Here is a 13346-nt window from a genome sequence, read left to right on the forward strand (position 1 = left end):
TGTGTCTCTCCTTGCGTTATCTTAGTCAGCCGGAAGCGTGATTGTCAAAACTGCGGGTTATTGCTATATTGAACGTCATGTCTCAGATTGAAGGTCTTTTTGATAACGGCTGTCCGCCCGGCTTGTTTTACCGCGCCCGACTGCCGGAAGCCCCGCCGCGAGGGGTCATTGTGCTGATGCACGGTCTGGCCGAACATTCCGGCCGGTACGACCATGTAGTCAACTACCTGTTGGCGCAGGGTTATGCCGTCTGGACTTACGACCAGCGGGGTCACGGCCGCTCGCCCGGGCAGCGTTGTTATGTCAACAGTTTTGACGACCTGACCGGCGACCTGGCCAAATTCGTGGACAAGGTCAGAGCGGCCCACCCCGGTTTGCCCCTGTTCCTGCTGGGGCACAGTCTGGGGGCGCTTGAGATTGCCGATTACGCCGCCTCCGGCCCTGCAGGTATCAACGGAGTTGTGCTGTCCGGCCTGCCGCTGAATATTGAACACGGCGTGTCTCACCTGCTGGTCAAACTGGCCGGCGTGTTCTCCAAAGTGACGCCCCGGCTGGGAGTTCAGAAATTGCCGTCAAATACGCTCAGCCGCGACCAGACCGTTGTTGATGATTATGTCAAGGACCCGCTGGTTTACACCGGCAAGATTCCGGCGCGCATGGGCGCGGAGCTTTTCCGCGTTACCCGTTCCATCAAGTCCCGGCTGGCGGACATCACCCTGCCGCTGCTGGTGCTTCACGGGGAACACGACCGCATGGCGGATCCGTCCGGCAGCCAGTTGTTATTTGATCAGGCCGCCTCAACCGATAAGGAATTGCATATTTTTCCCGGCTGTTACCACGAGATTTTTAATGAGCCCTGCCGGGATACGGTGCTGGGGGTGGTGGGAGAGTGGATGGCGGGACACGGGTAGCTGTCAGCCGTCAGCAGTCAGGTTTCAGCTTTTGAGTTCACAGTTTACAGTAGGCGGTAAACAGTAACTCCGTGGATTACCCGCTTTTGCGGGTAATGACAAAAAGAACGGGACCGGGCGGGCTAGGCATGCCTAGCCCCTACGGAAACGCTATAAGGCTATTCTTGCAAGATTGCCACGACTGCCGGGGCGGCCTCGCAAAGACAGTGAAATACTACAAATACTACCAATTTCCAATATCTGAATGAGTGTACCGAGATTGCTTCGCCGGAGGCTCGCAAAGACGGTTACGAGCTGTCAGCTTTTTAGTTTTCAGTTTACAGTAGGCGGTAAACAGTAACTCCGTGGATTACCCGCTTTTGCGGGTAATGACAAAAAGAACGGTACCAGGCGGGCGAGGCATGCCCGCTGGGCGGGAAATCCTAAATCCCAAATAACAAATCCTAAACAATATTAAATACCAAAATTACAATGACCAAAACGGGGCACCGGGATCGCAGGCTATTCTTACAAGATTGCCACGGCCGCCAAAGCGGCCTCGCAATGACGGAGGGGGGAAGCGGTCAGCCGTCAGCTTTCAGCTTTTGAGCTTACAGTTTACGGTAAGCAGCAAACAGTAGCTCCGTGGATTACCCGCTTTCGCGGGTAATGACAGGATACGGGCTGTACTGAGATTTTATGCAGCTACTTCAGCACCTTTTTTAGGTATTCCCCGGTTGCTGAGGCTTTGACCTGGGCGATTTCTTCCGGCGTGCCTGCTGCCACGATTTCCCCGCCGCGGTGGCCCGCGCCCGGCCCAAGGTCCACGATCCAGTCGGCGTTTTTGATGATATCCAGCTGGTGTTCAATGACGACCACGGAATTACCGGCGTCCACCAGCCGTTGCATGACCTTAAGCAAGGCGGCGACGTCATCAAAGGACAGGCCCGTCGTCGGTTCATCCAGAATATACAGCGTATGCCCCGACGGGCGGCGCGCCAGTTCCGTCGCCAGCTTGATCCGCTGAGCCTCGCCGCCGGAGAGCGTCGGCGCCGGCTGACCCAGCCGGATATAACCCAGGCCGACATCGTGCATGCTTTTAAGTTTGTTTTTAATTGACGGCACGTTGGTGAAAAAGTCCAGCGCATGATCCACCGTCATGTTCAGCACGTCGGCGATATTCTGACCCTTAAAGCGGATATCCAGCACTTCGCGGGAATAGCGCTGACCGTGGCAGACCTCGCAGGGCACGGTGACGTCCGGCAAAAACTGCATCTCAATTTCAATAAAACCTTCACCGCTGCAGGCCTCACAACGGCCGCCCTTGACGTTAAAGGAAAAGCGTCCGGAGTTATAACCCCGTACCCGGGCTTCCGGCACGGTGGCGAAAATGTCGCGGATGGGGGTAAAAGCGCCGGTATAGGTGGCCGGATTGCTGCGCGGGGTGCGGCCGATGGGCGACTGGTCAATGGCGATGACCTTGTCTATGTACTCCAGGCCGTCAATGCCGTCATGGTCGCCGGGTTTTTCGCGCGCCCCGTTAAACGCCTGGGCCATTTTCTTGAATAAAATCTCATTGACCAGCGTGCTTTTACCCGAACCGGAAACGCCGGTGATACTCACCAGCCGCCCCAGCGGGATATGCACGTCAATGTTTTTCAGATTGTTCTGCCGCGCGCCGCGGATAACCATCTCCCGGCCGATACCGGGACGCCGGTGCGCCGGCAGCGGGATGGTCTTGCGACCGGACAGATACTGCCCGGTAATGGAATGACGACACTCCAGCACTTCCGACAATGGGCCGGACACCATGATATGGCCGCCGTGCTCGCCGGAACCCGGCCCCAGGTCTACAATCCAGTCCGCCGCGCGCATCATGGCCTCGTCGTGTTCCACCACAATAATGGAATTGCCCAGGTCGCGCAGGCGCAACAGCGTCTGAATCAGCCGGGAATCATCGGCCGGGTGCAGCCCGACAGTGGGCTCATCGCAAATGTAGAGGACGCCCATCAAGCCGCTGCCGATCTGAGTGGCCAGCCGGATGCGCTGGGACTCGCCGCCGGACAGCGTGGCCGAACCCCGGTCCACTGACAGGTAATCCAGCCCCACGTCCTTGAGGAAACCCAGCCTTGACCGCAGTTCCTTCAAAATCTGCCGGGCAATCAGAACCTCGCGCTCCGACAGTGGCGTATCATCGGCGGCCAGGCGCTCCACCCACTCCAGGCTGTCCACCACCGACATGGCGCTGATCTCGGCGATATGCCTGCCGTCTATCAGCACGCCGAGCGCCTCGGGTTTCAAACGCTTACCGCCGCAGGTCTGGCACGGATTGGCCACCATGTAGCGGGCGATGCCGGAGCGTACGCCCTCTGATTCGGAATCTTTCCACAAACGGTCCAGCCGCGGAATAACGCCTTCAAAGCCGGCGGTGTATTCCCGCGTCTTGCCGAAGCGGTTCTTCATTTTGAATTTTTCGCCGCCTTCGCCGTACAGCACCACTTCCAGTTGTTCCGGGGTCAGTTGCTCCACCGGAGTGTTCAGGCTGAACTCGTAGCGCCGGGCCACGTCTTCCAGTTGGGAAAAATACCAGGTCTGCCACTGGTAAGGGTTAATGGCGCCTTCAGCCAGCGTCAGTTTTTTATTGGGGATAACCAGATCCGGGTCAAACTCCATCTTGACGCCCAGGCCGGTACAATCCGGGCAGGCGCCGTGCGGTGAATTGAAGCTGAAGCTGCGCGGTTCAATCTCACCCAGCGAAATGCCGCAATCCGGACAGGCGAATTTCTCTGAGAACATGTACTCCGGCCCGTCAATGACCGCCACCAGCACCGTGCCCTCACCCAGCTTAAGCGCCGTCTCAATAGAGTCGGCCAGGCGGCTCTGAGTGTCGGAATGTCCGATAACCAGCCGGTCAACGATGACTTCTATGCGGTGTTTCTTCTTTTTATCCAGTTCAATATCGTCATTCAGTTCCCGGATGCCGCCGTCAATACGCACCCGGGCGTAGCCGGATTTACGCAGCTCCTTGAAGATGGCCTGGTGCTCACCCTTGCGGTCTTTGATCAGCGGCCCCATGACCATGATTTTGGCGTTCTCCGGCAGCGCCTTGACGGTATCCACAATCTGCTCCACCGTCTGCATGGTGATTTCCCGGCCGCACTCCGGACAATGGGGATGACCGGCGCGGGCAAACAGCAGGCGCAGATAGTCATAGATTTCGGTGGTGGTGCCCACGGTGGAACGCGGATTGCGGGAAGCGCCCTTCTGGTCAATGGAAATGGAGGGCGACAGGCCTTCAATATAGTCCACGTCCGGCTTTTCCATCCGGCCCAAAAACTGCCGGGCGTAGGCGGACAGCGACTCCATGTAGCGCCGCTGACCTTCGGCGTAGATCGTGTCAAAAGCCAGGGAACTCTTGCCGGAACCGGAGGCCCCGGTAATGACCACCAGCTTGTCCCGGGGGATGGAAACGTCTATATTTTTGAGGTTGTGCTCACGCGCACCCTTCACGACAATCTTATCCAGAGGCATGGAAACTCCTTGAAAAACAGTCTTTCATTATACCGCTGAAAGGCATTTACGGACAATCAGCGGGGGACGGGGGCGGCGGACTCCACCACGGTTGGATTTGGTTCCTGCCGCTATTCGGTATATATTAGGGTGAATAACCGCCTGGGAAATAACGCCCGGTGAGAATAAGGACTGCTTTATGTGTTTTTCAGCCGGAGCCAGTTTTGCCGCCGGGGCTGTTATTTCTGCCACCGGGGTCGCCACCATGCGCAAGGCCCGGCGGCCGGACCAAAGGTTATTCGCCGCCATCCCGTTTATTTTCGGCCTCCAGCAATTGTCCGAGGGAGTGGTCTGGGTGACCCTGCGATCCGGCGAACAGGCCGCCCTGCAGGACGCCGCCGCTCATATTTACCTGTGGGCAGCGCTGGTAATCTGGCCGGTGGTGGTCCCGCTGGCAATGTTCCTGATGGAACGGGTCAGAGAGCGGAAGCTGATCCTGACCGGGCTGCTGGCCGGCGGCGTGACCGTGGCCGCCTACTACGCTTACCGGCTGATATTATTCAGCGTCACCCCGCAGATTGAGGGTACGCATATTATCTACCGCAATGATTTCCCCGGCGGCTTCGGGGATATTATCTTTGTGCTGTATCTGGCGGCCACCATCCTGTCCTTGTTCATCTCATCGGTCAGCAGAATGTGGGTGCTGGCAGGGCTGGTGCTGGTCTCTTTTATCATCGCCGTCTTCATGTTCACCCAGGTTTTGACCTCGGTCTGGTGTTTCTTCGCCGCTATCGGCAGTGTCGTCATTTACTGGATACTCAGCGCGCCGGATAAGCGGCCGGTGACGGCTGCGGCTGGTTAACCGGATTTACAATTGAATTTTCTTAAATGGCGCTAATTTCAGTAAACGAACCCGACTCCAGCTTCGGGAAAAACCCGTTTCAATCGTAAGTGACTTTTTCGTAGAAAAGTAACATCAATTGAAACAATTACGGGTTTCAGCTTTGGGCGCCGGTTGACCGGCAAACAAATACAGGCTCTATGAAAGTTTCAGACTCAGCAGTCCTGAAAGCTGAAGCAACATCAGTGATGTCGTTAAACACGCCCTCTTCCCGGCGCGGCTCCCGGGCATCCACGGCTAATTCCTTAACATCCAGGGCAGCCAGCATCCGGCCGACCAGTTGAATCGCCGACATGATCCCCTCCCCGTCTTTACGGTCAAGGCGAAAATGCCGGCACACCAGCTTTACCAAAGCCTTCAAGGTTTTGTTAAGCACGGCATCATTGTGCGGATCATGGATGGCCACCATCTGCGACCGGATAAAAGCGGCGTACATCTCCCGTTGCAACACCGTAAAGTTGCCGGAACGCTCCAGCAGAGCATGAATCTTCCGGGTGGTCTTGAGGGAATAGACACCATGTTTGCAGGCATTCTGATTGCCGCGCGGTGCGCCGCGGCGACGGGGCGGTCGGCCGGCTTCGCCGGTTTGTGAATTGGGTTCCAATGGACTGTCCGGGGTACAAGTTGTATTATTATTCATAGGTTGTATTTTAGTACACTTGTAAGCTATTGTAAAGAGGTAAATGTCTCATTCAGGCGGATTATTTTGTTATGTCAATAATGAAGAGCGTGGTTTCTACTGGCAAAGCCATGATGCTGATCCGTTTCGCCGGCAATTTAATCACGTTACTTAAGCGTTAATGTCTCTGCTCCCGCGCCAAACGCAACGGTTCGGTGACAAAACTTCGTATACCATTCACGACATGACCCAGCTCCGGCGCTGCTATGCGGTTGCGAGACCGAAAAGCAGACCACATTGCCCGTTTCCCGTCATCTCCCGCAAACTCATCACTCAATCCTAACGGGGTGTCTTCCGGCAACGGGGTTCGGCGGCGATTGAAGGTGGCTACAATGGCTTCGGCGATACTTTCCGGCGGGAGATCTTCGCCAGCCAAAGCAAAAAGATCATAATAGTCCTTAACCCGGCTATTAGCCATCCCCAAGCTGACAATTGCTTCCAATTTTTCGGCAATCATCGTTGAGCGGGGATAAGCCCGCAACTTGATAACGGGCTGTTCGGCCAATATCACCGGAAAATCAATCTCTTCCGGCCCAGGAGTCACCGCGTCACCAAACCCTATATCCACCTGAACGTTACAGCGGGTATTGCCGAGTCTCCCATTAATTTTAACCCTCAGGCCGCCGTACACATCATCTTCTCTAATCTGTTCAACACTGATTGAATCAGGATCAAAACGTATGCCGTCAGCCGCCCTGACTCTGCAAATTTCCTTTATTGCCGAGATGGTATAAGTCTCATTCGCCATACCAATTTCCAGCAAATCAATATCCCGCGTCGGCCGATGAGGAGAATCAAACCAGAGTGAAAAAAGCAGGGCACCTTTAAGCAGATAGCGGTTGCCGGCTTCAGAAACAGACAGACGGTAGAGAAAACGCTCCATAGCATAGCGGGTAAGCAGCAAATTGAATTCTTCCCCACGTTCCCGGGCAATGGTTAATAATCTGGCCTGGATGGAAACAGCAATGTTACTTTTCATGAGAGCACTTCCAGATATGGCTTGATGACATTTTTTACTCGATTGATTGAAGCATATTTCCAAAGAAGGTCAATATCAAGCTTTTTCGCCCTGAGAGCCTCTTTCAACGCTTCAATAGCCACGTCAAGACCGACCTTGTTACGGAATTTGAAACAATCGGCAACGGTTTTCTCAATTCCAGTTATCCGAACCGGTATGCCGTCAATAAGACGAGTCACGACTCCGGCGTTCAGAGAATCCTGTGAATATCTCATTACTCTCAGTGGCGGATAATCCAGTCTTGGGGGATGTGCTTTATTACCGATAGCGATCCAAACCTCAAATGGCGCCTGGGTAGTAAGCCGGTGAAAAGCAAGGGCAGTCATGAGACAAAAAACTACCTGCGGCGCTCTTTTTGAAACCGCAGCCAGTGATCCCAACTCTGACTGAAGGTAACCAGGCAAAGAATACAGCCCGAAAGCAACCCGTTTCAGCTCGCCGCGTTCGGTCATCCGTTTTATCCGCATACGATTCATTCCCGCAGAGGTCAGTTCCCCGGCAGTAATCAGCTTATTCCTGGCAAATATGTGTTGAGTTTTCACTTCCATTTTCATCTATCCGTTATTTTTATTCGGTAGTTACTATAATATACCGCGTATTATTAACATTTACAAGTGGTAACATTTTTAGTCATAAAACGCGATAACCGGAGAGCTTAAAAGCCCCCGGTTATCATTACAGACTATTCACTTCCCGTTCGCCCACGAATTAACTACTCATAAATTCCTAATAGTTGAACCATTGGGTATCACCTCAACCGAATGGAGATTAGACAGACATTCCCGCTTTTATTTTGGTTCCGCCTTGATGAAATTATTCGCCGGTGCCTGGTCAAAATAGTGAAACAGCGCATGAGCTTGAACGACTGGCTGGAACAAGGTTGGCTGGCGAAACATCGGCTTGACCGTCGGGAAATCAGAGAGTTACCGGGCATCGCCACCGGGCTATCACCGATGCTGAGGTTACAGGAATCAGCCCTGACGCACGGTTGAGTGTGGTAAAATTCTCAAGCGAGCCTGTTTCTATCTCACCTTCCTGACCACTTCGTCTGCCGCCGCCAGGTCAAATTCATTCGGATCAAACTCGCCACCCAGCCACTCCACCATCTCCTCGTAGTCTTCGCTTTCCGGATCAGACAGCGTTACCAACAGATTAATATACCCGGGCGGCCCGCCGACGTCCTCCGGCGGACAGGCTCTGGCCCCGGCTATGACGCGCTGTTTAGCCCCCGCCTCACTATCCACGGCCCGCAGCAACTTGATTTCATGCCGCCAGCCGTCCCCCATGTCATATTCATATGTAAACGACTTTCTGCCGTCGGTGAATACCTTATCCAACGTCATTTTGCGGGAGTCCATGATGTCCGGGCCCCATTCAGGATCCGGATCACCATAGCGTTCCCGGCCAATTTCATACATATACAGGTGGGATTCGGTCCAGCCCATAGCCCGCTGGATGATGCGGTGGAACTTGCGCAGATTAGTGTTGGAGGGAACCAGTACCGTCCGCCAGACCGGCGGATCCAGGTACATCAGAGTGATCTTGATTTCATAGAACATATTGCAAAACCCTCCCCGGTTTGTGTCATTGTAATAATTTTGGCGTCATGTGGCAACACAAAAAACCTGAGGGCGGTTAAGCCCTCCGGTTATCGTTACAGATTATTCAATCAAAGACATCTCGTCGCTCGATGGGAGCCTCGTATCGCGCCAGAGGTGACACCATACGTCAAAGGATCAACCGGATAGAAAAGACTGTATCGTCGAATATAACGTCGCTGGTTAGTTATTAAAGCAATAGTAAATAGGTGGAATAGCAACACACTCGTTATTTCAAGCACGGCTCTAAGTTCAACAAAAAACGTTTAATGTTGAAACTGCCTATGGAATCCGATTCTAATTTGTTGTAGATATTGCGCATTGCATCTGTATATTTATCACTCGCTAAGCCATTTGTCTTAGCTAAATAGGCTTCAAGAAAAGCTGCCATCAGATCGCAAGTTTTAACAAGAGTGCCATCCCGAGGAGTGTACCTATCATCGTTATATTCATTAACGAGTTCCTCACAACGAACTTCGCGTTCCTGGTCACCTTCAATTATTGTGTCGGAAAACTCGTTTTTTGTAAAACGACTAATCTCGTTATGCCATTCAGGTGGAATCTTTTTGAAAACTTCTTTTTCCATTTGTTCAACTTCATATTGTTTTAATAATTCTGCAATTCCAGTTCCGTGTTTAACGGGGGAAATAATGTCTCTGGTCAGAGCTTCAGGCAAATCGTGAAATAATCCTGTCAAGTAGTTCGTGACTCTTCCTTTTTCACAAATCTGACGTTCAATTGAAAATATGTACGAATAAATGGCAACAACCAGCATGTGGCCTAATACTGAGGTTTGTGGGACCCGGTCCAAATGAGACCATCTCTTTTGAAAGCGTAATGCACCACATAAATCGACAAAATCTTTTATTGATTCCCGTTTTATAAGACGTTTTATACCGTCTAAATTGAAATATTTGTAAACTTCCGCGTCAATGGAGCCTCTAATGCTATTTCGCTCAAAGTCGTCAGGATTTGCTCTTTCGACAATCTCATATTCCCATTTTGTTGCATAAAAATGCGCTGCCTCAAGAATTTTATCAACTTGATCAGTTTGAGTATTAAAAATAAATTTTTTGTAGCGATCACCAATTTCATTTGGAAATCCATCAAAATATTGATTTGTCTGTTCGTACACCCATGCATTCAACGTATTATACTGTTCCGGAACCGATTTGATTTTGTGAAATATTGGGGGTTTAATATCAGTTGTAGTTATCCTTCTTATGAGTTCAAATAGCCCACGTTCAATTAAAGCAATCCAGTCTACATCGTTACCTGCTGACTCCTCATATTTTGCTAATACATAGCTGATAATCATTTTATGGGACTGTTTATCAAGTTCGGTGAGCATTGTGGGACGTAATTTATCATTCCACCTTTGAAGACTGGCAGCTTCAAATATTTTTAGTAGAAAATCATGATACATATGATCTTGTCCTTTTAAAACAGAATACCTTAGTTTCTGAATTTAGCATCATACCGAACCGTCTATTTATTCGGGCCAAAAATAATGAATAGGCGCCAGCCAGTATTTTTTAGGATTTTGTTCGGTAGTTAGGCGTTCCACGCTAAGGCTAAGATCGTTTTGCCAGCGGCATTCAAACCCTTCTCTCGCAGAAACTGCTGAAATTAACGCATCACGTTCGTGGTCGGTATTTGGCTTGTCTCCTGCTTTAAAACAATCAGAAAATTCGGCCCAATCGTTATAATATAGTCCTTTAAGGAGCGCTTTGGGATGAGATTCAGTCACCGGAATCGAGGGAAAAACCTCTCGCACCCTTTGGACAAACATCGCTGCTTGGATTAATGCCGCACCGCGGAGTGAATTTGCTGCTTGCACCTCACCCCCACTCAATCGATAATGCTGTCGCAACCACTGATCAACTGATCGGTCTCCCGATTTTCCTGATGACCACCACAAAGGAGCGTCAATTCCGATTCCACTTGGTATTCTATCAAGCTTCTTTTGTATTATTTTTATCGCATCTTCGGCGCAGTCCACACACCATGTTTGTGAACTGCCATCACTTCTCAGAATCGCAAGACCGAAATTGCGTTTGCCACCTGGATCCACTCCAATCCATATAGCTCCGTTGTCGTTCATACTGTGAATACCTTCAATACCTCATCCCCATAATGATTGATGACCTTAATTGCGATTTTGCCGGTTTTAGGCGGGTCAAACGGACGGCTGACTGTAGAATAAAGCGCCGCCCATGCCGTTTCGTCAATCTCTGCTCTCAAGGCTTTCTTTAACTTCTCGTAAGGTTCTGCAGCCCCAGTAAAATACGCATGGCGCACGAAGAAACTTTCGGCATTGTAGTCAGTATCTATGAACCAGCACGCAATATCATCAGTTGTATTACTACGAACAGTGCCTTTTGTCGGGTCATAAACGTCAACTCCCCGGATTTCTACTATCACCTTACCGTCATGTTGCCGTATATCCACATCCGGCTCACCGAAAACAGTGAACAGATTTCCCGCTTCAGTTTTCTTCAGTAGTTCATTACTCATTGCCAGGTCAGGATTCATACGGGTAATTAGAATATTGAGTTTGCCGTACCGTTTGGTCTCCTCCGCGACGTCAGCCTCAAAGGCAAAGCCACATACCAGAAGGACATCAAACCCAACGCCTCTGACTGCCTCTTTGGCAGCTTCCTTGACCATTGTGGAATTAACCGTCCCGTATTCAGGGCCGATGAATACCGCCACTGTCCGCGTTGTACCGTCTTTATCGGTATATTCACCTTTGGCATGGAGGTTTTCACCGGGATACGTTTCCAGACTGTCCAGTTTTAAGCGCTCATCCTTGAAGCGCGTTTGTACCCCGGATTTCTTGAGGTTTTCAAGGATAATACTTACAAATTGACCAACCGGAGCTTCATTCTGCGCCTCAGTTTCCGACTCTGGCTTTTCAGAGTTATCTATCATCCGGTGTGGTGACAGACTTTCAACAGTAAAAGGCCCCGTCACGCGCAACCGTTGTTTATCTTCATACGGTTGATCAAAAAGCGTTTCTGTCTCCGCATGTCGTGCAATGGCTGCATCAATCTCTTCCCGCGTCATCCCTTCCTTAATGTCAGGATTGTTGGCTATGGATTTGAGCGTAACATGCGGGACTTTCTTATAAACAAAGCCTTTTTTAATATCACCCTCTGTTTTATAAGGCGGTGGTGCCTGGCCTGTTATTTCAGATTCTTTCTTAATGCCTTCCGGGGAATCAGCCAGTAGGTAGTAAGGGAATTTGGACGCCATTAGTCTTGTGCGTGCTAAAGCTAGTGCAACGCGGCTGGTATCACAGGTAATCCAGCGCCGGCCCCATTGTTCTGCGACATAGGCGGTGGTTCCACTGCCACAAGTTGGATCAAGCACCAAATCGCCGGGGTCTGTGGTAAATAATATGCAACGTTGTAAAACTGGCAACGCGGTTTGAACAACGTACGTTTTATCTCCTCCAAACTGGTTTTGTCCTACAGTGTCAGTCCATAGATTTGTAATAGGCATAAGTGGAAAATCATTGAAATATCGAACGTAGCCGAGTCCGTCTTTTTCAGATATATCCAGTCTATTGCATTGAATTAGATTCTTTATTCCTTTTTCATTTGTTTTCCAACTCCCGCGATATATACGGTATTCCTTCCCATTCAGTCTTATTGGAAAACGTGCAGAATCACCTCCTGCTTGACTTGTTAGATTGTCAAGTGAAAATATTTTACAGCCTCGAGGAACACACTCTGATTCAAAAGAAGTGCTGGCCTGTTTCTCCCACTGCGAAATAGATATTCTGGTACCATCTGACAATTCGATTTTTTTGTACCCCGTTGAACCTTCACCTTTGTAGTCTTTTTCGGTGAATAGTTTTTTGTACTTCAAATTATCAATGCTTTTTGCATACCAGATGATGTAATCTCCAACCGTAGGCGGTGCCAGTAGTTCTCCAGGGCTTCCAGCCCCTGTCGTTTTTTTATAATATAGCTGTGTTACAAAGTTTTCACTCCCAAACACCTCATCCATAAGGCATCGCACTAGATGCACATTTTCATCACCAATTTGCACAAAAGCACTACCGGTTTCTGTGAGTAAATCGCGAGCTATTATCAATCTGTCACGCAAATAAGCTAGGTATGAGTGGATACCAAGTTGCCATGTATCCCGAAAGGCCTTTACCTGCTCAGGTTGTCGTGTAGCATCATCGGTGCTGCCATCCTTTACGTCCCGTTTTCGTGTACTGACTTGCCAGTTTGACCCAAATTTGATGCCATAGGGCGGGTCCATATAAATCATCTGGACTTTGCCCTTAAGACCTTCTTTTTCTGAAAGAGAATTCATCACCAGCATAGAATCACCAAGAATCATCCGGTTGGTCCAGTTTTGTTCGTGCTGGTAAAACTCAACCATGTCCTCAAACTTGATGCCATTGAAGTCAGAAAAGAAATCCATCTGCGCCGGTTTACCTTCATTAGCTTGAGCGCGGATATCTTCAATTATGTATTTTGGTGTTATCTTCTCCTGTATGTAAATAGGCACGGAGGGCACAGCCAGGTCTTTAGAGTCCTGCTCTTCCTTACCCTTCCATACAAGTTGAGGGTCCAAAGATGGGTCGCGAGGGTACAGCACCACCTTTGGTTCTGTTTCTTCTTTCACCACAAAATCTTTTAACTCACCGGTGGGTATATTTACCCTCTTATCTCGGTGTTTTATGGCGTTGATATCTGTTACTTTATCTGACTTGCCTTTGACCATCAGG

At 50.4% G+C, this 13346-nt stretch carries 11 protein-coding genes; 3 read left to right on the forward strand and 8 right to left on the reverse strand.

All coding sequences use genetic code 11. The features are described 5' to 3' along the window. The first annotated feature begins 41 nt into the window (after positions 1–41). On the forward strand, positions 42–911 hold the full coding sequence (locus V8247_RS08950; protein ID WP_338737496.1) for a lysophospholipase: 870 nt from the start codon (positions 42–44) through the stop codon (positions 909–911). A 684-nt stretch (positions 912–1595) separates the two neighbouring features. On the opposite strand, the gene uvrA is transcribed toward V8247_RS08950, so the two are convergent. Next, the gene (gene uvrA, locus V8247_RS08955) at positions 1596–4421 is read right to left on the reverse strand and encodes an excinuclease ABC subunit UvrA (RefSeq protein ID WP_338737497.1); all 2826 of its coding nucleotides are present in this window, start codon (positions 4419–4421) and stop codon (positions 1596–1598) included. A 178-nt stretch (positions 4422–4599) separates the two neighbouring features. Here uvrA and V8247_RS08960 point away from each other — a divergent pair, with 178 nt between their 5' ends. Continuing rightward, positions 4600–5262, forward strand: a complete 663-nt coding sequence (locus tag V8247_RS08960) for a DUF6629 family protein (RefSeq protein ID WP_338737498.1) — start codon at positions 4600–4602, stop codon at positions 5260–5262. A 136-nt stretch (positions 5263–5398) separates the two neighbouring features. Here V8247_RS08960 and V8247_RS08965 read toward each other — a convergent pair whose 3' ends face one another. The 3 genes from V8247_RS08965 to V8247_RS08975 all read right to left on the reverse strand — a co-directional run bounded on the left by V8247_RS08965 (position 5399) and on the right by V8247_RS08975 (position 7546). Beyond that, positions 5399–5905 carry a hypothetical protein gene (locus V8247_RS08965; protein ID WP_338737499.1) on the reverse strand — a complete coding sequence of 169 codons (507 nt, stop codon included), beginning with the start codon at positions 5903–5905 and terminating at the stop codon, positions 5399–5401. A 193-nt stretch (positions 5906–6098) separates the two neighbouring features. Next, a complete protein-coding gene (locus V8247_RS08970; protein ID WP_338737500.1) occupies positions 6099–6959 on the reverse strand; it encodes a nucleotidyl transferase AbiEii/AbiGii toxin family protein in 861 nt (286 codons plus the stop codon). Then, positions 6956–7546: a type IV toxin-antitoxin system AbiEi family antitoxin domain-containing protein gene (locus V8247_RS08975; RefSeq protein WP_338737501.1), complete on the reverse strand. Its 591-nt coding sequence runs from the start codon at positions 7544–7546 to the stop codon at positions 6956–6958. Before V8247_RS08975 ends, V8247_RS08970 begins: the two co-directional genes overlap by 4 nt. Before the next feature lie 213 nt (positions 7547–7759). On the opposite strand from V8247_RS08975, the gene V8247_RS08980 reads away from it, so the two are divergent. After that, complete coding sequence (locus V8247_RS08980; RefSeq protein ID WP_338737502.1) at positions 7760–7990, forward strand: hypothetical protein; 231 nt, start codon at positions 7760–7762, stop codon at positions 7988–7990. 30 nt (positions 7991–8020) lie between these two features. On the opposite strand, the gene V8247_RS08985 is transcribed toward V8247_RS08980, so the two are convergent. The 4 genes from V8247_RS08985 to V8247_RS09000 form a co-directional block, all read right to left on the reverse strand. Then, on the reverse strand, positions 8021–8557 hold the full coding sequence (locus V8247_RS08985; protein WP_338737503.1) for a plasmid pRiA4b ORF-3 family protein: 537 nt from the start codon (positions 8555–8557) through the stop codon (positions 8021–8023). A gap of 268 nt (positions 8558–8825) precedes the next feature. Further along, positions 8826–10022 carry an HD domain-containing protein gene (locus tag V8247_RS08990; RefSeq protein ID WP_338737504.1) on the reverse strand — a complete coding sequence of 399 codons (1197 nt, stop codon included), beginning with the start codon at positions 10020–10022 and terminating at the stop codon, positions 8826–8828. Positions 10023–10088: 66 nt separating this feature from the next. Further along, a complete protein-coding gene (locus V8247_RS08995; RefSeq protein WP_338737505.1) occupies positions 10089–10700 on the reverse strand; it encodes a hypothetical protein in 612 nt (203 codons plus the stop codon). Beyond that, positions 10697–13342 carry a site-specific DNA-methyltransferase gene (locus V8247_RS09000; RefSeq protein WP_338737506.1) on the reverse strand — a complete coding sequence of 882 codons (2646 nt, stop codon included), beginning with the start codon at positions 13340–13342 and terminating at the stop codon, positions 10697–10699. Before V8247_RS09000 ends, V8247_RS08995 begins: the two co-directional genes overlap by 4 nt. Positions 13343–13346: the final 4 nt, after the last annotated feature.

This window comes from Dehalogenimonas sp. W (assembly GCF_037094495.1).
Lineage (GTDB): Bacteria > Chloroflexota > Dehalococcoidia > Dehalococcoidales > Dehalococcoidaceae > Dehalogenimonas > Dehalogenimonas loeffleri.

Excerpts from the sequence above, each read along its gene's own strand:
- uvrA (WP_338737497.1), bottom strand. The coding sequence starts at position 4,421 with ATGCCTCTGGATAAGATTGTCGTGAAGGGTGCGCGTGAGCACAACCTC.
- V8247_RS08960 (WP_338737498.1), top strand. The coding sequence starts at position 4,600 with ATGTGTTTTTCAGCCGGAGCCAGTTTTGCCGCCGGGGCTGTTATTTCT.
- V8247_RS08970 (WP_338737500.1), bottom strand. The coding sequence starts at position 6,959 with ATGAAAAGTAACATTGCTGTTTCCATCCAGGCCAGATTATTAACCATT.
- V8247_RS08975 (WP_338737501.1), bottom strand. The coding sequence starts at position 7,546 with ATGGAAGTGAAAACTCAACACATATTTGCCAGGAATAAGCTGATTACT.
- V8247_RS08980 (WP_338737502.1), top strand. The coding sequence starts at position 7,760 with ATGGAGATTAGACAGACATTCCCGCTTTTATTTTGGTTCCGCCTTGAT.
- V8247_RS08985 (WP_338737503.1), bottom strand. The coding sequence starts at position 8,557 with ATGTTCTATGAAATCAAGATCACTCTGATGTACCTGGATCCGCCGGTC.
- V8247_RS08990 (WP_338737504.1), bottom strand. The coding sequence starts at position 10,022 with ATGTATCATGATTTTCTACTAAAAATATTTGAAGCTGCCAGTCTTCAA.
- V8247_RS08995 (WP_338737505.1), bottom strand. The coding sequence starts at position 10,700 with ATGAACGACAACGGAGCTATATGGATTGGAGTGGATCCAGGTGGCAAA.
- V8247_RS09000 (WP_338737506.1), bottom strand. The coding sequence starts at position 13,342 with ATGGTCAAAGGCAAGTCAGATAAAGTAACAGATATCAACGCCATAAAA.